The organism is Deinococcus cellulosilyticus NBRC 106333 = KACC 11606, assembly GCF_007990775.1.
GTDB classification, from domain to species: Bacteria; Deinococcota; Deinococci; order Deinococcales; family Deinococcaceae; genus Deinococcus_C; species Deinococcus_C cellulosilyticus.
On the sequence record NZ_BJXB01000025.1, the window covers coordinates 41658 to 64025 of the forward strand.

Sequence of the window (22368 nt, forward strand, 5' to 3'; positions counted from 1 at the left end):
CCTCGGCCCTCGGCTCTCGGCTTCAATACCTGTAAAACCCTCTCCCACTCTTGCGGCCATAAAGCCCTGCCTGGACCATCTTGCGAAGCAGTGGGCTTGGACGGTATTTGTCGTCTCCGAGGCCTTTGTGCAGCACTTCCATGATCGCCAGGCAGGTGTCCAGACCAATAAAATCTGCCAGGGTGAGGGGTCCCATCGGGTGGTTCATGCCCAGTTTCATGATGCCGTCGATGGCTTCAGGGGTGGCTACGCCTTCCATGACGCACTGGATGGCCTCGTTGATCATGGGCATCAGGATGCGGTTGGAGACAAAGCCAGGGAAGTCGTTGCATTCGATGGGGGTTTTGCCCATCTGTTTTGCGGTCTCTACCACGAAGGTTGTGGTTTCATCGCTGGTGGAATATCCCCGGATCACCTCGACAAGGCCCATCAGGGGGACGGGGTTCATGAAGTGCATCCCGATGAATTTCTCCGGGCGGCCTGATGCAGTGGCAAGACTGGTGATGGGAATGCTGCTGGTGTTGCTGGCCAGCACCCCTTCAGGCTTCACAATCTGCCCGAGTTGTTTGAAAAGGTCCAGCTTGAGGCTTTCATTTTCGATGATGGCCTCGACCACCAGATCACAGTCCTGGAAGTCCTGCAGTGCAGTGGTGAACTGGATTCTGGCCAGGATGTGTTCCGGGTTTTCGCTGATCTTGCCTTTTTCGTGAAGTTTTGCGAGGGATTTCTGGATGGTGGATTTTCCACGTTCCAGTGAAGCTTCCTGCACGTCCTGCACCAGCACGGTGAAACCGCTCTGGGCGGCCACCTGTGCAATGCCGCCTCCCATCTGACCTGCACCGATCACACCAAATTTCATGACACTCCCTTACTGCACGGCGGGCACATCGGGCAGGTTCAGGCTGCCGTGCCGCTTGACGGGTTCAAATTCGATCACTTCATACACCGCCACACCCGAGGTCACGAAAGGATCTTCCTGGGCAATCTTTTCCCAGTCTGCCTTTGTGCCCCCTTTGGCCAGGATGATGCCGCCATCTCTGGGCACCTGTGGACCGGACACCAGAAAGCGGCCCTGACGGTAGTAAACGTCGAGCCATTCCCGGTGTTCCACTCTTCTGGCTTCCACTTCTGCGGAGGGGCGAATGTATTTCACAATCAGAACGAACAGGTTCTCAGACATGCTTTCTTATACCACCGGACCGGGAAGCCCCTTCCCGGTTCAGGTCACATTCGTTTGACCGCCAGGGACAGTCCGTTGCCTCCACCCATGCAGAGCGTGGCAACACCAAGCTCTTTGTCCTGTTGCTTCAGGGCATGGAGCAAGGTCACCAGAATGCGGGCACCACTGGCTCCAATGGGGTGTCCCAGAGCCACTGCCCCACCATTGACATTGATGCGTTCAGGGGCGATCCCAAGTTCCTGGGTCACAGCGAGGGCCTGCACGCTGAAAGCCTCATTGATTTCCCAGAGGTCGATGTCGCTGCCCTGGAGGTTCAGTTTTTTCAGCAGGTTCCGGGTGGCCGGGACGGGGGTCATCATCACCCATTCAGGGTCCAGGCCACCCGTGGCGTAACCCACGATTTCTGCGAGGGGTTTCAGACCGTGGGTCTGGGCGAATTCCTCGCTGACCACCAGCAGGCTTGCTGCAGCGTCGTTCAGACCAGGGGCGTTCCCTGCAGTCACACTGCCTTCTTTGGTAAATGCAGGTTTCAGCTTCCCAAGGGCCTCGATGCTGGTTTCGCGTCTGGGGCTCTCATCGGTGTCAATGATGGTGCTGCCTTTGCGACCAGCGATCTCGACAGGCACAATCTCATCTCTGAAGCGGCCTGCGTCAATGGACTCCAGGGCTTTCTGGTGGCTGCCGTAAGCGTAGGTGTCCTGACTGGCCCGATCCAGGCTGTACTTCTGGCACACGAGTTCAGCCGTCATGCCCATGTGCTGGTCGGTCATCGCACACCACAGGCCATCCTGAATGTTGGCGTCCAGGGCCTGCCCATGCCCGAGGCGGTACCCCTGACGGGCACCCATCAGGAGGTGAGGGGCGTTGCTCATGCTTTCCTGCCCTCCAGCAAGCACCGCATGCTGATCTCCAGCACGGATGCTCTGGGCTGCGAGCATCACGGCTTTCAGGCCGCTTCCGCACACCTTGTTGATGGTGAGTGCCCCGACGCTGCTGGGCAGACCTGCTTTGAGGGCGGCCTGACGCGCAGGGTTCTGGCCACTTCCTGCCTGAATCACCTGACCCAGGATGACCTCTTCAATCAGGCTGGCATCGACTCCAGCCCGCCTGAGGGTCTCTTTGAGGGTGATGCTCCCAAGCTCTGGAGCACTGAGGGAACTTAAACCGCCCAGAAATTTTCCGATGGGCGTTCTGCTGGCACTGACGATCACGGCTCGCTGCATGATTCCTCCGTGGATGACAGGGACTCTCCCTGATGGATGTGGATTGAACTGCTGTTGATCCTAACATACTGCTGCCTATACAGCTGTGTACAGAATGAATCTCAGTAAACCAGCGAAAAATGGGAGAGATTTTGAAAGACAGAAGAAGGGTAAACCATTTTGCCGAGAGCCGAGAGCCGAGAGCCGAGAGCCGAGAGCCCAGGGTGCTTTGGCAAAAGCTCTGAGTCAAGTGCTGATGGCTGACGGCTGAACGCTGATGACTGCGCCCTCTGCCTGTGCGTCACATACTTTTCACCCTATTGTAGTACGCTGTCAGTCAATGGAAATTGCGATTTTCGTCATTGTGTGGCTGATCGGACTGGTGGGCACCTTCATTCCGGTGGTCCCGGCGACTTTTGTCGTGTGGCTCGGTGCACTCATTTACGCTTACATGACTGGCTTTGCAGAGGTGACCTGGGGGTGGCTGATCGGGCTGGCACTGCTTGCCCTGCTGACCATGACCATTGACAACCTTGCGAGTGCCTGGGGCACCCGAAAGTATGGTGGCAGCAACCTTGCCATGCTGGGGGCCATTGTGGGTGGCATTGTGGGCATCTTCCTGGGACCCCTGGGCCTTTTCATCGGGCCTTTTGTGGGTGCTTTTGGGTTTGAACTGCTCGGCAAGCAACCACCGCAGGCGGCTCTGAAAAGTGCATGGGGCGCTCTGGTGGGTCTGCTTGCTGGCATTCTGGGCAAATTCATGATGCACCTCCTGATGGGGGGTCTGGTGCTCTGGAGGGCCCTGTCATGAAGGTCTTCTACAGCCGTCCCGGGTGCAGCCTGTGTGACAAGGCCGAGGTGCTGCTGCAGCAGGCTGGCATACAATACGAAAAGAAAGACATATCCAATGATGTCGAGCTGGAAGCCGCCTTTGGCTGGGAGATTCCCGTTCTGCTGGAAGGAGATCGGGTGCTCTTGAAAGGAATTTTTGTGCTGGATGACGTGATGGAGTTAAGGGAGTAGACATGGACCCAATTTTTTTACAGATCGGCAATTTCACCATTGCCTGGTACGGCGTGCTGATGATGGCAGGCATCATGGCCGGAGCAATCATCGCCCAGCGTCTCGCAGTCAAACGGGGCCTCAATGGCAACATGATCAGCGACATCATCTTCTGGGCGGTCATCTGGGGGGTCATCGGGGCGCGTCTGGTGTTCGTGGTGACCAGTCCTGAGGCCTTCACAGGCATCACCGACCCGATGCAGAAACTCATTGCCTGGGTGAACATCCGCAGTGGAGGCCTGAGCATTCACGGGGGCCTGCTCTTCGGCGTTGCGGTGTTCCTGTATTACCAGTGGCGATACAAAATCAATTTCTATGAGTACGCCTCATTGCTGGCCCCAGGGCTCGGTCTGGGCATCATTGGGGGGCGTCTGGGCAACATCATGAACGGCTCGGACACCGTGGGTCGTCCCACCGGGTGGCCCATCGGTTTCACCTGGCCTGAATCTGCCAAGGGCTTTCACACCGCGATGTGCAACGCCAACAACCCCGAGAACCTGGTGCAGTACTGCACCAATGGTCTGGTGACCGTTCCCGTGCACTTCACCCAGCTTTACGGGGTGATCATCGGGGTGGTGCTGGTGCTGCTGGCTTTTTACTGGCTTCGCACAAAAACCGCCTATCAGGTGTTCTACCTCACCGTGATGTGGTACAGCATTCTGCGTTCTGTGGTGGAAGAAACCTTCCGTCTGAACCCCCTCACCTTCAACGTGTACCTCTCCGAAGGTCCAGACAAGGCAGGCATCGGGCTCTTCACTCTCACCCAGGTGGCAAGTATTGTACTGGTCATCTGGTGCCTTGTGATGCTCTTCCGAGAACCCAAGGCACCCACCACTGTGAAGGAGCAAGTCCGTGCTTGAAGTTGTCATTTTAGCGGCGGGGCAGGGCACCCGCATGAAATCCAAACTGCCCAAAGTTCTCCATCCCGTGTGTGGCCGCAGCATGCTGGGCTACAGCGTCCTGCGTGCCCAGGAGATGGGGGCACAAAAAATCGTGGTTGTGACCGGCCACGGTGCAGACAAAGTTGAAGAGGCTTTCGCTGATTCCGGGGTTGTGTTTGCCCGTCAGGACCAGCAACTCGGCACCGCCCACGCCTTCAAGGTGGCTGTGCCTCACCTCTCTGGCAGCAGTGACGTGCTGGTGCTCTACGGGGACACCCCCCTGATCCGTCTGGAAACCCTGCAGGACATGCAGAAATCCCATGCGGAATCTGGAGCAGGCATGACCGTCCTGACCGCCGAACTGCCAGATGCCACCGGTTATGGTCGCATTGTGCGGGGTGGGGACGGCTCTGTTGAGCGCATCGTCGAGGAGAAGGCTGCAAACCCTGAAGAGAAAAAAATCCGCGAATTCAACAGCGGTGTGTACATTTTCAATCCCAGAGCCCTGGAACTCGTGAACCAGATTGGCAACAACAATGCCGCCAACGAGTACTACCTGACCGATGTGCTGGAACTGTACCGCCAGGAAGGGGCCAAAGTTCAGGCGTTCAAAATTCAGGACGCTTCTGAACTTTCCGGTTCCAATGACCGGGTGCAGCTTGCCGAGGCCGACCAGATCATGCGCAGGCGCATCAACACGCAGCACATGCGGGCAGGCGTGACCCTGATTGATCCCGACAGCACCTACATCGAGGACACCGTGAAAATCGGCAGAGACAGTCTGATCGAACCCGGTGCCGTGCTGAAAGGCAACACCGTGCTGGGTGAGGATGTGCGTGTGGGAGCCTACAGCGTCATCGAGGACAGCCTGGTGCACGATGGGGTCACCATCAAGAGCCACACTGTGCTGGAAGGTGCCGAAGTGCACTCCGGGGCAGATGCCGGTCCCTTCGCCCGCCTGAGGCCCGGTGCTGTGCTGGAAAAAGACGTGCACGTGGGCAACTTCGTGGAAGTCAAGAACACCCGCATGCTCGAAGGGTCCAAGGCCGGACACCTGACTTACCTTGGCGATGCCACCGTGGGCCGCGAGGTCAATGTGGGGGCAGGAACCATCACCGCCAACTACAACGGCATTGGCAAATTCAAAACCGTGATTGGGGACGGTGCCTTCATTGGCAGCAACTCTGTGCTGGTGGCTCCTGTGGAAGTCGGGGCCGGAGCCATGGTTGCCGCAGGAAGCGTGGTCACCCAGGACATCCCCGAGGGTTCTCTGGGTGTGGCACGGGGCAGACAGCGCAACATCGACGATTACGCAAGGCGCTTCTGGGAGCAGAACAGCGAAAAAGTCAGCCAGAAGCATAGGGTGCTACACGCGTGGTTACAGCACCAGAAGGCCCGCAATTCGTGAGCAAACGTGCATTTGACCTTGGCAAGGTACACTGAAGAGGTCACAATGGAAGGGTGCATGGCCTGAGAGAGGTCACTGCTTTCAGGGAACTTTCACCCGAGGCAGGCATTCTAAGGACAGGAGGTTGACATGAACCTAGGCCCCGGTGAAATCATTCTGATTCTGATCGCCGTGCTGCTGATCTTCGGACCCAAGAAACTGCCTGAGCTGGGCAAGAGTCTGGGACAGGGCATCCGCGAGTTCAAAAAAGGCACCAAAGAGATGCGCGACGATCTCGAAGCCAGCTTCAAAGACGAGCCCGAAGCACCCAAAGAAGCACCCAAGAGCATTTAAACAACTTCAGCACACATTTTCAGGTGGTCTGTCCTTTCGGGACAAACCACCTGTTTCTGTGCCTGTACTGTGAGACATGAGACCCGATTTTTCGCAGTACCCCTTCCTTGTGGCCTGGGAGATGACCCACGCCTGCCTGATGGCCTGCAAGCACTGCCGCGCCTCCGCAGAAAAAAATCCTCTGCTGGGAGAACTCAGCACCGAGCAGGGAAAACAGCTTCTGGACGAACTTGCCACCTACACCCCCAGACCCCTGGTCCTGATGACCGGAGGGGACCCCCTGCAAAGGGAAGATGTTTTTGAACTTCTGGAACACGCCAGAACGCTGGACCTCAAGATCGGTTTCACCCCTGCAGCCTCGGTGGCCCTCACCAGAGACGCCATTGTGAAACTCAAAGAAGCAGGAGTCACCCGACTGGCCCTGTCTCTGGATGCCGCCAGTGCAGAGTTGCACGATGCCTTCCGGGGAGAGCCTGGAACATTTGACCGCACCATCCAGGCCCTGGAGTGGGCCAGGGAAATTGGACTTCCCACCCAGATCAACACCACCGTCACCCGCAACAACAGCGAGGACATCAAGCAACTTCCAGCCCTGCTGGAGGAAAAAGGCGTGGTGTTGTGGAGTGTGTTCTACCTGGTCCCGGTGGGCAGGGGCCAGATCCTCAAGCAACTCACCTCCCATCAATTTGAAGACCACCTGCACTGGCTCTACAACCTGTCTTTGACCTCCAGTTTCCATGTGAAAACCACCGAGGCCCACCACTTCAGACGGGTGGTGATGCAGGAAAGGGCAAAACAGGCCCAGAAAGACCATGCCCTTGCAGCAGGAGAAAGCCTGCACCAGGGCTACTTCAAAGACGGCATGGAACACTCCCGCATCGGTGTCAGTGACGGGAACGGTTTTGTGTTCATCAGTTGCACGGGGAATGTCTCCCCTTCCGGTTTCCTGCCCCTGACCGCCGGGAACGTCAAACAGACCAGCCTGAAGGAAATTTATCAGGACAGCCTGCTCTTCCGTGAACTCCGGCAAAAGGACCTCCTGAAAGGCAAATGCGGCTTCTGCGAGTTCAAACAGATCTGTGGGGGCTCAAGGGCCAGGGCGTGGGCGGAAACTGGAGACCACATGGCGGCGGAGCCCCGGTGCAGTTATGTGCCACCTGCGTTTCTGAACAGGGCCGGGGCCCGGGGGCCGAGAGTCGAGGGCTGAAAGAGCCCTACTGCCTTGTGGGATGCTGCGCATCCACAAGGGGGTTGCTGAGGGTTTAGATCCCCCCGCGCATCGCTACTCTGCGGTCCCCCCTTGAGTAAGGGGTTGGTGAAAAACAAGAAGGACGCTATGCCAGACGCACATCAAGTCTCCCTTAACAAGGGGGACAGCCCTGTAGGGGCGAGGCGTGCTGAGAGACCAGGATGCGGTCTCTCGTTTAGCACAAGACAGCGTGCCTCGCCCTGTGAAGGGCAGGGGGATCTGGCCCCAGCAACCTCAAACGCCCACGGCAATTCGTTCCTCAGGCAGACCTTCCTCTTATCTTTCTCCGGTACACTGTTACTAGCATGACCAAGACCAACGCTAACGCTGAAGCCCCCCTGCTTGAACACCTCGAAGAGTTGCGCATTCGCATCTTCTGGGCGCTCGGGCTGTGGATTGTGGGTTCGGGGGTGGCCTGGAATTACCGGGCGAAGATCATCGACTTCCTGCAGTACCCCCTGGAGTTCACCAAAACCAGCAGCAACCTGATGGTCACGCAGGTGACCGATCAGCTGTTCATGAGTTTCTCGATTGCGATGTGGGGCGGTCTGGTGCTGTCCTTTCCGTTCATTTTGCATCAGGTCTGGCTGTTTGTGGCGCCGGGCCTGTATGACAACGAGCGGAAGTGGGCCATTCCCATGATCCTGTGGGCCTTGCTGGCGTTTCTGTCTGGCACAGCCTTCTGCTATTTTGTGTTCCTTCCCAAAGCGCTGCCTTTCATGATTGACTTCCTGGGTGCAGGGCTGGATGTGTCTTTTGTGGTGAACCTGAACCTGGGGCAGTACATCGGGCAGATGCTGTCTTACCTGCTGACTTTCGGTCTGGCCTTTGAACTCCCGATTCTGGCTTTTGTGCTGGCCCGACTGGGAATTGTGACCCACCAGCTTCTGGGAAGCTGGCGCAGGTATGCGGTGGTGGTTTTGATGATTCTTTCGGCCATCATCACCCCAACCCCTGACCCCGTGAACATGATGATGCTGGCTGGACCCCTGTATGTGCTCTATGAACTCGGCATCCTGCTTGCTAGAATGGGGACACCCAAAACCCAAGAGAACGCACTGGAACAGTAATTTTATATTTCTAAAGATCGTACAGAAACATTAAGTTTGTGTACACAGTACGTCTAATTTTTCGTGCTCCTGAGCGGAAAATTAGACATCTTTGTATAGAACTTGTTTAGTGCACTTGCTACCTTGTGATGAACCACAGACATAGACTGATCCGCATGGACGAGATCAAAGCTCTACGCGCAGAGATCGATGAAATCAATCTGCAGATTCTGGACCTCCTCTCCAGACGTGCAGAAGTCGTGATCAAAATCGGTGAAGCACAATCCCAACAGGGCCTGTCGCACTACGACCCGGCCCGTGAAGAACAGATGCTGAAAGACCTCAGCAAAGCCAACAAAGGCCCCTACCCCGAAGCCACCATCAAGAAACTCTTCAAGGAGATCTTCAAGGCCAGCCTTGACCTCGAAGAGCAGCAGGACAAGAAGGTGCTCTTGGTGTCCCGCAAGACCAAGAAAGACGACACCATCGTCCAGATTGGCGACCTGCAGGTCGGCGGTGGCAATGCCCCCTTCCTGATCGCTGGACCCTGCTCCATCGAGTCCGAAGAGCAGATGGACAGCACGGCAGAATACCTCGCTGGATACGGCATCAAAATCCTGCGTGGCGGTGCCTACAAGCCCCGCACCAGCCCTTACGGCTTCCAGGGCATGGGTGTGGATGGCCTGATTCTGGGCAGCCGGGCTTCCCGCGCCAATGGCCAGTACTTCGTCACCGAAGTGATGGACACCCGAGATGTGGAGATCGTTGCCGAGTACGCTGACGTCCTGCAGATCGGTGCCCGCAACATGCACAACTTCGCCCTGCTTCGTGAAGTCGGCAAGGCGAAAAAGCCCGTGCTGCTCAAGCGTGGCCTGAGCGCCACCATGGAAGAATGGCTGTACGCCGCCGAGTACATCCTCTCCGAGGGGAACCCCAACGTGATCCTCTGTGAGCGCGGCATCCGCACCTATGAAAAATGGACCCGCAACACCCTGGACCTCAGCGCTGTGGCCCTTGCCAAGCAGGAAACCCACCTGCCTGTGGTGGTGGATGTGACCCACGCAGCAGGCCGCCGTGACCTCCTGATTCCTCTGGCCAAAGCAGCCCTTGCCTGCGGCGCAGACGGCATCCATGTGGAAGTGCATCCCAGCCCCGCAACAGCGCTGAGCGACAACGAACAGCAACTGGACTTCGCTGCCTTCAAGAAATTCTATGAAGCTTTAGAGCCCCAGCTCAAAGTGCCTGCCCACGTCTGAAATTCAGCCTGAACACCAGATCCCCGGTTCAAACCCGGGGATTTTTCAATGCATGAAACCCCTGACCTCTGACCTGCTGCGGGTTCTTGTCTCTCCTGAGAATTTGGTTATAATTGCACTTGTACATCAAAGCACAATTCAAACGAGGGGGAAGAGATGAAACGTCGGGATTTCCTCAAAAAAGCAGGCATTGCAGGTGCTGCGGCAGCGGCCAGTTCTACCTTTGGGACGGTCCATGCCCAGACCAGCCCCACCATTCGCTGGCGTCTGGTCTCCAGTTTTCCCAAGAGCCTGGACACCATTTTCGGCGCTGCAGACATGCTGGCGGATCGGGTCAAAGAGCTCACCGATGGCAAATTTCAGATCAAAACCTTTGCCGCAGGTGAAGTGGTTCCAGGACTGCAGGTGCTTGATGCCGTGCAGGCAGGCACTGTAGAAGTGGGGCACACCGCTGGGTATTACTTTGTGGGGAAAAGCCCCACCCTGGCCTTTGACACTGCGGTTCCTTTCGGCCTGACAGCACGCCAGCAGAACGCCTGGCTGTACCACGGGGGCGGTCTGGAACTGATGCGCGACGTGTATGCAGACTTCAAGTGCATCAACTTCCCTGGTGGAAACACCGGAGCCCAGATGGGGGGATGGTTCAAGAAGGAAGTCAAAGGCGTGGCAGACCTCAAAGGCCTGAAGATGCGAATTCCCGGTCTGGGTGGACAGGTGATGGCCCGTCTGGGTGCCGTTCCCCAGACCATTGCTGGAGGCGACATCTACCCTGCCCTGGAACGTGGAACCATCGATGCCACCGAATGGGTCGGACCCTACGATGACGAGAAACTGGGCTTCTACAAGATCGCCAAGTACTATTACTACCCCGGCTTCTGGGAGGCAGGCCCCGGACTGTCCTTCATTGTCAACACCGACGAATGGAAGAAGTTGCCCAAAGCCTACCAGCTTGCCTTTGAGGTCGCAGCAGCAGAAGCCAACGTGCACATGCTGGCCAAGTACGACGCCCTGAACCCCGCAGCCCTGCAACGCCTGACCCAGAAGGGCGTGAAGCTGCGCAAATACTCCAACGCCATTCTGGACGCCGCCCTGAAAGCCTCTCTCGACCTGTACGACGATGAGGCCGCCAAGGACGCCAAGTACAAGAAGGTCTACACCCAGTGGAAGAAGTTCCGCGCCGACTCGTACCGCTGGTCTGCCACCACGGACCTCGGGTTTGAGCAGTATGCGTTCCTGAAGAAGTAGAACACGACAAATGTAGGGGCGCAGCGTGCTGCGCCCCTTTTCTTTGCTGTGACTGATCTACTGCAGCCAGCGGGTCACCAGCGCTGGGAAGGCAATCAGGAGGCCCACCATGATGATCTGGATGATCACAAAGGGCAGGGCGCCCCAGTAGATGTCTGTGGTCTTGATGGATTTGGGGGCCACACTGCGCAGGTAAAAGAGGGCAAATCCAAAAGGTGGGTGCATGAAACTGGTCTGCAGGTTCACCCCGATCAGGACCCCGAAGTAGTAGGGGTTGATGCCCAGAGATTCCATGACGGGTTTGAGCAACGGAATCACGATGAAGGCAATTTCGAAGAAATCGAGGAAGAAGGCCAGCAGGAAAATAAAGATGTTCACGAAGATCAGGAAGCCGATCTGGCCTCCGGGAATGCTGGTCATCAGGGAATCCACCCAGTCAGAGCCGTACACGCCCTGGAAGACCAGACTGAACACTGTAGATCCCAGCAGGATGAACACCACAAAAGTGGTCAGGGTGGCGGTCTGCTGCATGGCCTGCCAGAGCAGTTTGTAGGTCAATCTGCGGTTGGCCATGGCAAGAATGATGGCTCCCACTGCACCCATGGCTCCCCCTTCGGTGGGGGTGGCCAGACCGAAGAAGATGGTGCCGAGCACCAGAAAGATCAGAACCAGAGGGGGCACCATCACCCTGAGGGCCTGCAGAAACAGGGCCATGCCGCGCACCTTCCGGGCCTCTTCAGGGAGGGCAGGAGCACTTTTGGGATTCACGATGGTCATGATGAGCACATAAAGCACATACATCCCGGTGAGGATCAGACCAGGGACCAGAGCGCCACGGTACATGTCTCCTACCGAGGCCCCGAGCTGGTCGGCCATCACAATCAGGACCAGACTCGGAGGGATGATCTGGGCCAGGGTTCCTGAAGCTGCAATGACCCCTGTGGCCAGCCTTGGAGAGTAACCATACCGCATCATGATCGGCAGAGAGATCAGACCCATGGCAATCACGGAAGCGGCCACCACCCCTGTGGTTGCAGCCAGCAGGGCACCCACAAAGATCACAGCGTATGCCAGCCCTCCACGGGCCTTGCCAAACAGCTGACCCATGGTGTCCAGAAGCTCCTCGGCCATGCCAGAGCGCTCCAGAATCAGGCCCATGAAGGTGAAAAAGGGAATCGCCAGCAAAGTCTGGTTGAACATGGTCCCGGTGATGCGCAGGGGCAGACCACTCAAGAAATTCCAGTTGAAGACCCCCATCTCCACACCGATGAATCCGAACAGCAGACCCACTGCACCAATGGAGAAAGCCACCGGGTAACCCAGCAGCAGAAACACAATCAGGCTGACAAACATCGCTGGAGGAAGCAAAGCTGCCCAGTCCATCAGACCACCTCTCCTTCAGCTTCTTCATGGTCGTTTTTGAATTTGTATTTGCCTGCCAGGAAAGCTGCATTCTTGATGGCTTCAGAAAGGGCCTGCAACACCAGCAGAGCAAAACCCACTGGAATCATCAATTTGATGGGCCACCTGGGAAGACCTCCGGCGTCTGAAGACATCTCACGGATGTGATAAGACTCGACGAGTTGCGGCCAGGAGAAATACACGATGCAAAACGCTGTGGGAAGCAAAAACAGCAGGCTTCCCACCAGGTTGAGAATCGCTTTGGTGCGCGGAGAATACCTTGTATAAAGCAGGTCCACCCGCACGTGGCGGTTGTAAAGCAGGGTGTAACCTCCCATCAGCAGAAACACGATGGAGAACATGTAGCTCTGGGCTTCCAGCCAACGATTTGCGTACGTAATATAGAACTTCTGCACCCAGTAGAAGAAACTGCCTTCTACTGAAGCCCAGGCTGCAGGGATCAAGAAGATGATCTTTCTGATGACTGCATTTCCTGCGCCCACAATTACAGCAAGCAAAATCAACCAGAGGAAAATCCGTCCCATCCATTCGTTGATGAAGTCGATCACCACGGAAATACGCAACAGTACTGCCATTCCCCCTCCTCTACCTCAGTTGTGCAAGTTTTCTCATTCTATGCACATGCGGATAAGGCGTCAATGACAGTGTTTTTGAATTTGAGGATGAAAACGCTCAGGCCGGAAAGAACATCACGCTCAGGGTGATCAGGCCCAGAGAGAGCACCGTGGAGAGGACCACGGTCCGCACAATGACATTGACGTCTCCGCCGACTTCCACGGCCACCACGAAGGTGGTCACGGCGGCAGGCATCATGGCCCCGAGCATCATCACGGCCAGATCCAGGCCCCTGAGCCCCAGCAAAACGCAAACCAGATAGGTGATCACCCCACCCCCCAGAAAACGCAGGATCGAGGTGCGAACGGCCACCATGTCGATGGTCCAGATCCAGGACCTGTAAGTCTGCATACCCAGGGTCAGCAGCATGAGGGGAAGCGCGGTGTCTGCCAGAAGCTGCACTCCCCTGTCCATGAACACAGGCACATCCCAGTTCAAAACATTGAACAGAATGCCCAGCAGTGCAGCAGGAATGGGAGGCATCATCAGGGTGCGTTTGATGTTCTCTTTGACGTTGCGGGTCCCCGCAAGCAGCATCGGAGACCCGATGTACATCACGATGATGGACACCACAAAAAGCACCATCCCCCGCTCCAGACCGGCCTGACCGTAAGCAAAAAGGGCAATGGGCAACCCCATGTTCCCCGAATTCCCGAACAGGGCCGCAGCCACCACAGATCGGGATTGCACTTTTGGGAGATCTCTGGTGGACAGGTAGGTTACCCCACCCAGAACGAGCAGGTAAAGCAGGTAACCAATGGTCAGGCTCACCGTCAGGTTCAGGGGAATCTCTGCCTTGCGGATGGACTGGAAGACCACCGCTGGAATCCCGGCATACAGGGTCACACGGGCCAGGGTGGAGATGTCCAGCCCTTTAAAACACCGTGCCAGAAGCGCCCCGATTCCAATCAGGATGAAAACGGGAAGCACAGCGTTCAAGGCGGTCAGGAAGGCACCCAAAGTTTTTTCAATATACCTTATGGAGGTCGGGGGTCAGCCAAGGACAGAAGGCAGATGTAGGGGCGTAGCACGCTACGCCCTCAAAAGACAGCCACTCCCCCACCCATCAAAAATCCCCCACCCGGAGGTGAGGGATCTCGTGTCAAAGTGTCAGCCCTGTGGCTTATTGGGGCTTGTTGCTGTCGTCAGACTTGCTGACATCCACAGTGCCACCAGGGTTCTGGGTGCCAGAATCTGCGGCGCTCTGGGGGGTGTAGGTGGCTCCGGTGCTTCCGGCTTCGGCCTGGATGGCGGCTTCGGCTTCCTGGGCAGCTTCGGGGTTGGTCTGTCCAATTTCGCGCAGTTCTTCTTCCTTCTGGGCGATTTCGGCTTCAATGCGGCGCACTTCGGCGAAGAATTCACCGGTGCCTTCCAGGGTGTTGGAGTTGAACACCTGTTTGCCAAGTTTGGTGTAAGTGGCTTCCAGATCGCGGTTCAGCTGGAAAATGTCATAACGAAGCTTGGTGTACTGGGCAGCCTCCTTGCCTTTGGTGTTGGCAATGTCCAGCGCGTTTTTCAGTCCTTTGGCGAGATTGTCAAGAAAAGACATGTGTTACCTCCTGTTTCAATCTAGTACTACGAGTGATACGCGTTCAGCGTTCCCATAAACTCCGGTTGACTGGTCTCCAGGCCATGGCGGGTGAGCACACCGATCAGTTCTCGCTTCAGATCTGTGATCCCCTCTCCAGTCAGGGCAGAGACCGCCAGACCCGAGTAACGGTGTTTCAGATCCTCCAGCCGTTCCTGTGAGGCCTGATCTGCTTTATTGAGCACCACCAGCACGGGAATGTCTGTAAGTTCGAGCTCTTTCAGGATGTTCTGCACAGACTGGAACTTGATCTCAAAGTCAGGGGCACTGGCATCCAGCACGTGCATGAGCAGGTTGGCATCGCCAATTTCTTCCAGCGTGGCCTTGAAGGCACGGGCCAGGTCCTTTGGCAGGTCGCGAATGAATCCCACGGTGTCGGTCAGAATCACCTGACCGTAGTTCTGCAGGAACACCTGACGGCTTGTGGGTCGCAATGTGGCGAACAGCTTGTTCTCGGCGAGCACTTTCTTGTCTTCCTTCTGGTTGAGGAGAGCATTGAGGAGGGTGCTCTTGCCAGCGTTGGTGTATCCCACAATGCCCACCACCGGAATGCGGTTTCTGGCACGGGCCTTGCGGCGTTCTTCACGCCTGCGGGAGAGTTCTTCAATCTGGTGGTCGAGTTCGGAAATCCGGTCGTTGATGTAACGGCGGTCCAGCTCGAGTTTGGTTTCCCCCGGACCACGTGTCCCGATGGCTCCACCTGCAGAGCCCCCTGAACCCCCGATCCTGGAAAGCTGGGTGCCTTTCCCAAGCAGGCGAGGCTTCATGTAACGCAGTTGCGCCAGTTCCACCTGCAGCTTGGATTCTGTACCACTGGCATGCAGGGCAAAGATGTCCAGGATGAGCTGGGTGCGGTCCAGAATCTTCAGATTGGTGACGTTCTCGATCTCTCTGGCCTGTGCAGGAGAGAGTTCCTGCCCAAAGATGATCATGCTCGCATCCAGGTGGTAGGCGCGGGAGGTGAGTTCCTCCAGCTTCCCTTTGCCGATCACGCTTGAGGGGTTGAGGTGCTTGCGGAACACCAGTTCCTTGTGCACCACCACAGCACCCGCAGTGCGGGCAAGTTCACTGAGCTCTGCAAGGCGGTCCTCGGCGTCGAATTCACCAGAGTCCACCTGCACCAGCAGAGCACGCTCTGCGTCTTTCTTCTGGGTTTTGAGTTCCCGGAAGCGGGCAAACTCCTCTTCCAGAGCCCGAACCTGACCTTGCAGGTCCCAGTCTTCGAGTTCATGGACGGTCTGGGGGGCCAGGATGCGCCAGTCTTCCTCTTCCATCACCGAGTTGGGTGGGGTGAGGTGGGCCACATGGGCTTTACCGGGCAAACCGTCTTTGACTTCAATGGCACAGATCGCATCCAGGCGGTTTAAAAACAGCGTGGACAGATCGGATTTGCTTAAGGCTCCACCTCTGGGGTGGGTGTGCACCAGATGGAAACCGGAAAGGCGGTTTTCACTGTGCTTGACAGGGGGCAGGTCGGTGTTGGCCGCATCTCCCACCGAGACGGTCAGGACGTGACCGCGACGGTCGATGACCACTGCAACTTCGCGCCGCATGTCCGTGCTGAGTTCACTCATGGCACGGGCGAGTTCGGGGGTGACCACCATTCCGGGGGGCACCTTGCGGCGGTAAAGGTTGGAAAGAAGCTTGACCTGGTTGGTTTTCAGACCCTGTAGATTGCCGTGTACTTTCTCTATGGTCGTATCCTCCGACAGAAACGAGCAGTCTCCCTCCCGAGAGATTCAGGGGAGGTGGTTCATGGCCGTGATCTGCATTGCTTAAATCATATTTTAACACCACTGATGGAGGCACTTCGGAAGGTATGTCCCAGTCCTGCTTTAGGCCAGATTTGGTCTCTTCTCACCTGCCTTATGAAGCGAGACAGGCCGTGTGTGGCAGCAAGGAGGGGGTGTGATCTCAAATCCGAATGTTGTCCATGGTGATTTCATGGTGCACCCCTTTAAATTTCCAGGCATCCGCTTTATTGCCTAAGACAAATGCAATGTGATCCTCTACACTGTGGTCATCACAGGCCAGGCCCCTCCCTTTTCAAGAGGTCTGGCATTGCAGCTGAGAGACACTCAGGCCTGCAAGAGGAGGTGGTGCAATGGGCATCTACAACACGACTGTTTTCACTGTTAACGGCCAACTGTTTGGAGCCTTTTCACCCCTGCAGCCCTCCGCCTGAGCCTGTTTTCATTCACCAGTGCGTAAAAATCGCCTGACTGTGAAGACAGCAGGATCAAGTTGATGTGGAGGTCTGCACCCAAGGAGCATTCCTCTTGCGTTATGACGATTACCCCGACACCCGGGAAAAATTCAGAAAAAACAACGTCCGCAAAATTTCCAGCAAACGCCGCATTTCCGACCTGACCGAACACAAGGAGAAGAACACCTCTCTGGACAAGTTCGCAGACCCTGCCTTGCAGGAGCTCTTCGAGCGCGGGTTCATTCAGGACGTGATCTGGCAGCTTCAACAGGGCAAGGAAGCCACCGTGTATGTCGCCACCTCCGAGCAGGGTCTGGTGGCTGTGAAGGTCTATGCTGACATCCGTGCCCGTTCCTTCAAAAACGACAGCCTGTACCGTGAAGGGCGTTACATCGGAGATGCCCGCATCGAGAAGGCCATTCAGGACCGCACCAACGCCGGCATCAACGCCCAGCTGGTGCTGTGGGTGGAGCAGGAATTCATGGAACTGCATTCCCTGCACCACAATGGCATCGCTGTGCCAAAGCCCATTGCCCGCAACGCCAACGTGATCATCATGGAGTTCATCGGGACGGAAGATGGGGCCGCACCTCGCCTTTCAGACCTGCATCTCTCAAAAGAGGACGCCAGGAGCGCCTTTGAACAGGCAAAACACATCCTGATGGGCTTTGCAAAACTGGGCCGGGTGCATGGAGACTTCTCCACCTTCAACCTGCTGTGGCATGAAGGGAAAGTGTACGCCATCGACTTCCCCCAGATGATCCGTTTCCGGGAGAACCCGCAGGCTGAAATCCTGCTCAGACGGGACATCCGGGGGCTCTTGAAAACCTTCCACAAACTGGGCATTGTGGCCGAAGAAGAGGCCCTGTACCGCGAAGTGCTGCGTCAGGTTCCCAGATAATGCCTGATCCATGATCCCTCTCCTGCTGCAATGGAGAGGGGTCATGTTCTTTGGTGGAATCTCATGAAAGAAATCCGCTGCAGGCAAACATCTACACCACCTGTCACCTCAGCATTTTCTCTTCACGAAAACGCTTTCATGTGATGTAAAATGGGTTTCAAAGGAAAACCCATGCCCAGAAAACCTCTGAATCCGATCAAGACGGCTGCTGTCTCTCTTGGCCTGCTGCTCAGCAGCATGAGTTTGGCCCAGGCCGTGACCTTCCAGCTCGAAAACGCTGGCACGACCCTTCACCCCGATCAGGTGCGGGGGTACAACTTCGGCAACTTCATGAATGTGGTGGAATTCCTCAAGGACTTCCAGAACCTGCAACCTGCAGTGATCCGCTTTCCCGCAGGAAACATCGGGGATGAGCGCAATTTTCTGGAAGCAGATTTTGCGGGCCTGAAGAACAACTGGCTGCTGCTGCAGAAACCCAAAGTGGTGATCCAGACCCGTGTTTTTGCAAGGCCCGATGAAAAAGGTGCCCTGAACACTCCAGAAGATGCCGCCAACATGGTCAGGGCACTCCAGGCTGCAGAAATTCCTGTGTGGTACTGGGAAATCGGCAACGAGCCTGACCTGTATTCTGTGAACCGGGGCGACCCCAGCTGGACCCCTGAAAAGTACTGTGACACCTTCCGTGCCCAGCGGGAAGCCATGCTGAAAGTCGATCCCACCATCAAGTTCGTGGGGCCCAGCATCTCCGGAGCAGGGAACCGCTTCTTTGTGGAAGGCTTTGTGAAGAAATGTGGGGACATCGTGGATGTGCTGAGCTGGCACCAGTACCCCACCGACGGCACGGCCACAGATGAAGCCGCTCTTGCCAGCGTTCAGGGGGTCAGTGATGATCTGGAGTTCTACAAGAACCTCTGGAAAGACCCCGTGCGCAACCCTCTGGGACACCAGCGCAAGATCGAACTGGGCATGACCGAACTGGGCCTCAGCTGGCGCTCTCCCAGCTACCGTCACCTGGCCGATCAGGTGGCTGCACTGTGGGCCACCGAAACCATCCTGCGCCTGGCCGAGGGAGGCATGACCCTGATCAATTACTTCTCCCTGCAGGGCACCCAGGGTCACGGTCTGATCGGGGACGATTACACCTACCGCCCCACCTTCTATTCTTTCAACCTGATCAAGGACTTTTATGGCAACAGCCTGAAAGTGACGACCAGCAACCCTGCCCTGTGGCCCCATGCAGTGGAAAGGGACGGCAAACTGCAACTGCTGGTCATGAACACCAGCACTGCACCGATTGCTGCCAGCACCGATCTGGCAGGCTGGAAACTGTCTGAAGCTGTGGGATTCACCGAAAAAACAGTGAAAGACGAAGAGGACCTGGTCCAGTTCCCCCTGAACAGCACACTGGATCTGCCTGCAAGGTCTTTTGTGAAACTGACCTACCAGAAACCCTGACCTTCCTTGAAAACACAGGACCTGCTTTTCAAGGGCAGATCCTGTGTGGCTTCATTCTGGAAGCCAGTTGCCTCCACACACAAACAGCGCCAGACGTTCAGGCAGGTGGAAATGTTCCAGCACAGCGGCCAGTGGGAGTGCTGCTGTGGGCTCCACCACCTGTTTCAGGTGTCGCATCATCAGGTGCTGGGCCTGCAAGATGGTTTCCTCCTGCACGGTCAGGATGTCATCCACCAGACGCTGCATCACCGGAAAAGTCAACACACCAGGAGACATTGGGCGCACTGCGTCTGCCAGGGTCTCTGGTGGAGCAGCAAGCGAGACCCTTCTTCCAGCACGGAGGCTCTGCTGGGCGTCATTGCCAAGCTCTGGTTCGACGCCAATCACCTGGGTGTCAGGCCACAGGCTCTTGAGGACCGTGGCGATGCCACTGATCATGCCCCCTCCACCCACAGCCACCAGAACGGCATCTGGAGCCTCCATCTGGCCTATGAGTTCCAGGGCCTGCGTGCCCTGGCCGGCCATCACCTGCAGGTTTTCATAGGCATGGATGAAAGTGAACCCGGTCTGGTCCATGAGCTCCTGCACCTTCTGATCGGCATTCAGGTGGGTCACGCCTGCATCCACCACCGTGGCCCCATATGAACGCACCGCCTGCTTTTTGACCTCGCTGGCATCCTCATACATCACCACCGTGCAGGGAAGGCCCAGGGTGCGTGCAGCAAAAGCCACCCCCTGTGCATGGTTGCCACTGGAACGGGTCAAGAGGCCACGGGGAGCCTGGAGTTGCAGGGCGGCATTCATGGCTCCCCTGACCTTGAAGCTCCCGGTCTTCTGCAGGTGCTCTGCTTTGAAGAACAGCTTCCTGCCACACAGCAGGTTGAGGGTCTCAGAGGACAGCACAGGTGTGCGGTGCACATGGGGCTTCAGGCGTAGAGCAGCTTCCTGGATGTCTTGCAAGCGGATGGTTTCCAAAGTGGACCTCTTTCTTAGACAGAGAAGTGGGTTCTGCAGGATGTCCAGATCAGACTGCAGCTGAAATCAAAGGTGAGAAGCCTGTCAACACAGGCCAGGAAGTGCTGCAGATGTCCTGGCCTAAACTGAAAAGATGAAACTGTACCAGCTGCGGGCCCTTGTTGCAGTGGCAGACACCGGAAGCCTGTCCAGAGCTGCACAGCGGTTGCAGGTCTCCCAGTCTTCGATCAGTGAGGCCATTCAGGCCCTGGAGCGGCACCACCAGAACCAGCTTGTGGCCCGTGGTTCTCAGGGGTCCCGCATGACTCCACTCGGAGCCCAGGTGGTGAAGCATGCCCGTGTGGCCTTGCAAGCCCTGGACAGCATCGATCAGGAGGTGGCCCTGCATTCCGGCCAGTTGCAGGGGGTCTTGCGCATTTCCACCTTTCGCAGCATCACCAGTCAGCTCATGCCTGCAGTGATGGCCCGGCTGAAACAACTGCACTCTGGCATCCAGCTGGACCTGATGGAGTGCACCATCTGTTATGAAGAAACCCTGCTTGCCCCTCTGCATGAAGGAAAAGCCGATCTGGCCTTCATCCCAAATGGTGAAGCCGCAGGGCTGGATGCCTGGACCATCCTGCAAGATCCCTTTGTGGCCCTGGTGCCTGAAAGCTGGAGCCTGCGAGAACGTCTGCATCCTGCAGATCTGCAAGGCAGGGTGCTGATCACCACCAGAGACTGTGACTGCACCCTGCGCATCGAAAGGTACCTGCTTGAGCACCAGATCAAGCCTGCTGAAACCATCCGTGTGCAAGAGGACCTCACCATGTACAACATGGTCCGGGAGGGCATCGGAGCGTGCCTCACGGGTCGCTTTGCCCTGGATTATCAGCCTGCACACACCAGGGTTCTGCCACTGGCCTGTGCGCTGCACCGCAACATCCGTCTGGTCCTGCGTCCAGAGGGACGGGATGTTCCCATCATCCAGCAGTTTCTGCAGGTCTTCCAGACCGTCCTGAACGACGCTCCTTTTGCTGTGCTGGAACGGTCCTCTGCTGCACTGGAAATGCACTTCAGACCCTGAGACCCCTGCCATCTTTCCCCTCCTGCTTCTGAACTTCAGCCTAGTCTGCAACAGACCTGGAAACCATCGGGGGTGGTGTTCAGATGGAAGCAGGGGATCGGCAACACCTGTACCCTGCAAACTGCGCCCTGATGGCTGCCCTACAATGCAGAGCATGCGCATTATGGGAATTGATGTGTCACCTGACCTCCTGAACCGCTGGAGGAACATTTTTGTTTTTCCAGATGAACCTGTTTTCTTCACTGAAACTTCGCTGGAACTGGGAAAGGACCTTCAGCCCCAGCCCAGAACCCGCCGGGGAGACCTCAATTATGCGGATGCCTACCAGACCTACCATGTGGGAGCACACGCAAGTCATCTGGCCTGCTGTCTGCCTGAGGCCATACGCCACCATGCACACCACAACAAGATCATGCAGGTTCAGCATGAACTGGGCAGAGGCCAGATTTACACGCTGGCATGGGTGGAGCAGCTTTTTGGAAGCCTTCCTGCACCTCTAATACAGGATGTCTTTGAGACCTCACAGGGAAAGCATGTGGCCCTGAGGCACGACGCATGGCACAACCTGACCCCTGAAGAGCAAAACATCTGGATGTCCGCCTGCATCGAGCAAGACCGTGAAAGCTGCCTCTCCTCCACCCTGCCAGAGGCCCTCTGGGAAAAGATTGCCCTCCACTGTGGACCACATGTGCGTGCCCTGGCAGGTACCTTCAGTGCTGAGAGCGGCCCCAACTGCCTGGCCACCACTCTGGCTCCCCTGTTGCATGGGCAGGCTGAGGTCTCAGAGGTGCAAAACACCTGGCTGCATCCAGAGCCTTTCCTGTCCGGTCTCCACGCTGCAGGTTTTCATCCCACAGAAACACCTCCAGAGTTCCCTGATCCTTGCAGTGTTCTGGTTTTTCTGGACCCAAAAGGCAACCTGCAGCATGCCTGCCTGTACCTTGCAGAAGGTCTGGTGCTGAACAAAGACGCCCAGGGCTGGTTCACCCCCAGACAGGTCCGGACCCTGGACTCCATTCTGAAATCCTGGTTGCATCCGGGATGGACCCTGCAGGCCTATCGCAAAGCGGAACGTGCATGAAAGAAACCGCCCAGAGTTCTGGGCGGTTGAGTGTGGGTGGGTTTAACGTCTGTTGCGTTTGATGGGCACAGTGGCTCGCATCGGAGCCGGACGGGAGTTGTTCTGGTCCAGAGCTTTGAACCCGAGGTAAAATGCGTAGATCGCAAGAGCAGAGAGCAGCAGAAGCAGCAGGGTCACCATACCTCACCTCCCGG

At 56.8% G+C, this 22368-nt stretch carries 23 protein-coding genes; 13 read left to right on the forward strand and 10 right to left on the reverse strand.

The window, feature by feature from the left end; genetic code table 11:
* Window positions 1-22 precede the first annotated feature (22 nt).
* The 3 genes from DC3_RS22140 to DC3_RS22150 are packed head-to-tail and all read right to left on the reverse strand — an operon-like array spanning window position 23 to window position 2403.
* Complete coding sequence (locus DC3_RS22140; RefSeq protein WP_146888370.1) at window positions 23-859, reverse strand: 3-hydroxyacyl-CoA dehydrogenase family protein; 837 nt, start codon at window positions 857-859, stop codon at window positions 23-25.
* 9 nt (window positions 860-868) lie between these two features.
* A complete protein-coding gene (locus DC3_RS22145; protein ID WP_222594815.1) occupies window positions 869-1180 on the reverse strand; it encodes a YciI family protein in 312 nt (103 codons plus the stop codon).
* A gap of 44 nt (window positions 1181-1224) precedes the next feature.
* Window positions 1225-2403, reverse strand: coding sequence for a thiolase family protein (locus tag DC3_RS22150; protein WP_146888372.1), 1179 nt, complete (start codon window positions 2401-2403; stop codon window positions 1225-1227).
* A gap of 319 nt (window positions 2404-2722) precedes the next feature.
* Here DC3_RS22150 and DC3_RS22155 point away from each other — a divergent pair, with 319 nt between their 5' ends.
* The 9 genes from DC3_RS22155 (at window position 2723) to DC3_RS22195 (ending at window position 10865) form a co-directional block, all read left to right on the forward strand.
* On the forward strand, window positions 2723-3193 hold the full coding sequence (locus DC3_RS22155; protein ID WP_146888374.1) for a DUF456 domain-containing protein: 471 nt from the start codon (window positions 2723-2725) through the stop codon (window positions 3191-3193).
* Window positions 3190-3405, forward strand: coding sequence for a glutaredoxin family protein (locus DC3_RS22160; protein WP_146888377.1), 216 nt, complete (start codon window positions 3190-3192; stop codon window positions 3403-3405). Before DC3_RS22155 ends, DC3_RS22160 begins: the two co-directional genes overlap by 4 nt.
* Before the next feature lie 2 nt (window positions 3406-3407).
* Window positions 3408-4304: a prolipoprotein diacylglyceryl transferase gene (locus DC3_RS22165; RefSeq protein ID WP_146888380.1), complete on the forward strand. Its 897-nt coding sequence runs from the start codon at window positions 3408-3410 to the stop codon at window positions 4302-4304.
* Complete coding sequence (gene glmU, locus DC3_RS22170) at window positions 4297-5733, forward strand: bifunctional UDP-N-acetylglucosamine diphosphorylase/glucosamine-1-phosphate N-acetyltransferase GlmU (RefSeq protein ID WP_307724755.1); 1437 nt, start codon at window positions 4297-4299, stop codon at window positions 5731-5733. Before DC3_RS22165 ends, glmU begins: the two co-directional genes overlap by 8 nt.
* Window positions 5734-5862: 129 nt before the next feature.
* Window positions 5863-6066, forward strand: a complete 204-nt coding sequence (locus DC3_RS22175) for a Sec-independent protein translocase subunit TatA/TatB (RefSeq protein WP_146888383.1) — start codon at window positions 5863-5865, stop codon at window positions 6064-6066.
* A 76-nt stretch (window positions 6067-6142) separates the two neighbouring features.
* A complete protein-coding gene (locus DC3_RS22180; RefSeq protein ID WP_146888386.1) occupies window positions 6143-7273 on the forward strand; it encodes a TIGR04053 family radical SAM/SPASM domain-containing protein in 1131 nt (376 codons plus the stop codon).
* A 347-nt stretch (window positions 7274-7620) separates the two neighbouring features.
* Complete coding sequence (tatC, locus tag DC3_RS22185; RefSeq protein WP_146888389.1) at window positions 7621-8385, forward strand: twin-arginine translocase subunit TatC; 765 nt, start codon at window positions 7621-7623, stop codon at window positions 8383-8385.
* A gap of 155 nt (window positions 8386-8540) precedes the next feature.
* The gene (locus DC3_RS22190) at window positions 8541-9620 is read left to right on the forward strand and encodes a bifunctional 3-deoxy-7-phosphoheptulonate synthase/chorismate mutase (RefSeq protein ID WP_146888392.1); all 1080 of its coding nucleotides are present in this window, start codon (window positions 8541-8543) and stop codon (window positions 9618-9620) included.
* A 156-nt stretch (window positions 9621-9776) separates the two neighbouring features.
* Window positions 9777-10865, forward strand: a complete 1089-nt coding sequence (locus tag DC3_RS22195) for a TRAP transporter substrate-binding protein (RefSeq protein WP_146888395.1) — start codon at window positions 9777-9779, stop codon at window positions 10863-10865.
* A gap of 57 nt (window positions 10866-10922) precedes the next feature.
* Here the strand turns inward: DC3_RS22195 and DC3_RS22200 are convergent, their stop codons facing one another.
* From DC3_RS22200 to hflX, 5 genes are all read right to left on the reverse strand, one after another.
* Window positions 10923-12248, reverse strand: a complete 1326-nt coding sequence (locus DC3_RS22200; RefSeq protein WP_146888398.1) for a TRAP transporter large permease — start codon at window positions 12246-12248, stop codon at window positions 10923-10925.
* Window positions 12248-12862: a TRAP transporter small permease subunit gene (locus DC3_RS22205; protein WP_146888401.1), complete on the reverse strand. Its 615-nt coding sequence runs from the start codon at window positions 12860-12862 to the stop codon at window positions 12248-12250. Before DC3_RS22205 ends, DC3_RS22200 begins: the two co-directional genes overlap by 1 nt.
* 97 nt (window positions 12863-12959) lie before the next feature.
* Window positions 12960-13862 (reverse strand): AEC family transporter, encoded by a 903-nt coding sequence (locus tag DC3_RS22210; protein WP_146888404.1) that lies wholly within the window; start codon window positions 13860-13862, stop codon window positions 12960-12962.
* Between the two features lie 163 nt (window positions 13863-14025).
* Window positions 14026-14451: a hypothetical protein gene (locus tag DC3_RS22215; protein WP_146888407.1), complete on the reverse strand. Its 426-nt coding sequence runs from the start codon at window positions 14449-14451 to the stop codon at window positions 14026-14028.
* A gap of 26 nt (window positions 14452-14477) precedes the next feature.
* Entirely contained in the window at window positions 14478-16094 is a 1617-nt protein-coding gene (hflX, locus tag DC3_RS22220) for a GTPase HflX (protein ID WP_146888410.1), read from the reverse strand.
* Between the two features lie 675 nt (window positions 16095-16769).
* Between hflX and DC3_RS22225 the strand changes: the two genes are divergently transcribed.
* A complete protein-coding gene (locus DC3_RS22225; RefSeq protein ID WP_186816189.1) occupies window positions 16770-17597 on the forward strand; it encodes an RIO1 family regulatory kinase/ATPase domain-containing protein in 828 nt (275 codons plus the stop codon).
* 171 nt (window positions 17598-17768) lie between these two features.
* Window positions 17769-19052 carry a GH39 family glycosyl hydrolase gene (locus DC3_RS22230; RefSeq protein WP_146888416.1) on the forward strand — a complete coding sequence of 428 codons (1284 nt, stop codon included), beginning with the start codon at window positions 17769-17771 and terminating at the stop codon, window positions 19050-19052.
* A 51-nt stretch (window positions 19053-19103) separates the two neighbouring features.
* Here the strand turns inward: DC3_RS22230 and DC3_RS22235 are convergent, their stop codons facing one another.
* Window positions 19104-20027, reverse strand: a complete 924-nt coding sequence (locus tag DC3_RS22235) for a threonine/serine dehydratase family protein (RefSeq protein ID WP_246130772.1) — start codon at window positions 20025-20027, stop codon at window positions 19104-19106.
* A 133-nt stretch (window positions 20028-20160) separates the two neighbouring features.
* On the opposite strand from DC3_RS22235, the gene DC3_RS22240 reads away from it, so the two are divergent.
* Both DC3_RS22240 and DC3_RS22245 read left to right on the forward strand, forming a co-directional pair.
* Window positions 20161-21093 carry a LysR family transcriptional regulator gene (locus tag DC3_RS22240; RefSeq protein ID WP_146888419.1) on the forward strand — a complete coding sequence of 311 codons (933 nt, stop codon included), beginning with the start codon at window positions 20161-20163 and terminating at the stop codon, window positions 21091-21093.
* 154 nt (window positions 21094-21247) lie between these two features.
* Window positions 21248-22174, forward strand: coding sequence for a hypothetical protein (locus tag DC3_RS22245; protein WP_146888422.1), 927 nt, complete (start codon window positions 21248-21250; stop codon window positions 22172-22174).
* Window positions 22175-22216: 42 nt separating this feature from the next.
* On the opposite strand, the gene DC3_RS29335 is transcribed toward DC3_RS22245, so the two are convergent.
* Window positions 22217-22354, reverse strand: a complete 138-nt coding sequence (locus DC3_RS29335) for a hypothetical protein (RefSeq protein WP_186816190.1) — start codon at window positions 22352-22354, stop codon at window positions 22217-22219.
* Window positions 22355-22368 lie beyond the last annotated feature (14 nt).

What these genes read in the sequence shown, in the direction of transcription:
- DC3_RS22140 (WP_146888370.1), bottom strand. Translation starts at nt 859, where the DNA reads ATGAAATTTGGTGTGATCGGTGCAGGTCAGATGGGAGGCGGCATTGCA.
- DC3_RS22145 (WP_222594815.1), bottom strand. Translation starts at nt 1,180, where the DNA reads ATGTCTGAGAACCTGTTCGTTCTGATTGTGAAATACATTCGCCCCTCC.
- DC3_RS22150 (WP_146888372.1), bottom strand. Translation starts at nt 2,403, where the DNA reads ATGCAGCGAGCCGTGATCGTCAGTGCCAGCAGAACGCCCATCGGAAAA.
- DC3_RS22155 (WP_146888374.1), top strand. Translation starts at nt 2,723, where the DNA reads ATGGAAATTGCGATTTTCGTCATTGTGTGGCTGATCGGACTGGTGGGC.
- DC3_RS22160 (WP_146888377.1), top strand. Translation starts at nt 3,190, where the DNA reads ATGAAGGTCTTCTACAGCCGTCCCGGGTGCAGCCTGTGTGACAAGGCC.
- DC3_RS22165 (WP_146888380.1), top strand. Translation starts at nt 3,408, where the DNA reads ATGGACCCAATTTTTTTACAGATCGGCAATTTCACCATTGCCTGGTAC.
- DC3_RS22175 (WP_146888383.1), top strand. Translation starts at nt 5,863, where the DNA reads ATGAACCTAGGCCCCGGTGAAATCATTCTGATTCTGATCGCCGTGCTG.
- DC3_RS22180 (WP_146888386.1), top strand. Translation starts at nt 6,143, where the DNA reads ATGAGACCCGATTTTTCGCAGTACCCCTTCCTTGTGGCCTGGGAGATG.
- tatC (WP_146888389.1), top strand. Translation starts at nt 7,621, where the DNA reads ATGACCAAGACCAACGCTAACGCTGAAGCCCCCCTGCTTGAACACCTC.
- DC3_RS22190 (WP_146888392.1), top strand. Translation starts at nt 8,541, where the DNA reads ATGGACGAGATCAAAGCTCTACGCGCAGAGATCGATGAAATCAATCTG.
- DC3_RS22195 (WP_146888395.1), top strand. Translation starts at nt 9,777, where the DNA reads ATGAAACGTCGGGATTTCCTCAAAAAAGCAGGCATTGCAGGTGCTGCG.
- DC3_RS22200 (WP_146888398.1), bottom strand. Translation starts at nt 12,248, where the DNA reads ATGGACTGGGCAGCTTTGCTTCCTCCAGCGATGTTTGTCAGCCTGATT.
- DC3_RS22205 (WP_146888401.1), bottom strand. Translation starts at nt 12,862, where the DNA reads ATGGCAGTACTGTTGCGTATTTCCGTGGTGATCGACTTCATCAACGAA.
- DC3_RS22215 (WP_146888407.1), bottom strand. Translation starts at nt 14,451, where the DNA reads ATGTCTTTTCTTGACAATCTCGCCAAAGGACTGAAAAACGCGCTGGAC.
- hflX (WP_146888410.1), bottom strand. Translation starts at nt 16,094, where the DNA reads ATGGTGGTCACCCCCGAACTCGCCCGTGCCATGAGTGAACTCAGCACG.
- DC3_RS22230 (WP_146888416.1), top strand. Translation starts at nt 17,769, where the DNA reads ATGCCCAGAAAACCTCTGAATCCGATCAAGACGGCTGCTGTCTCTCTT.
- DC3_RS22240 (WP_146888419.1), top strand. Translation starts at nt 20,161, where the DNA reads ATGAAACTGTACCAGCTGCGGGCCCTTGTTGCAGTGGCAGACACCGGA.
- DC3_RS22245 (WP_146888422.1), top strand. Translation starts at nt 21,248, where the DNA reads ATGCGCATTATGGGAATTGATGTGTCACCTGACCTCCTGAACCGCTGG.
- DC3_RS29335 (WP_186816190.1), bottom strand. Translation starts at nt 22,354, where the DNA reads ATGGTGACCCTGCTGCTTCTGCTGCTCTCTGCTCTTGCGATCTACGCA.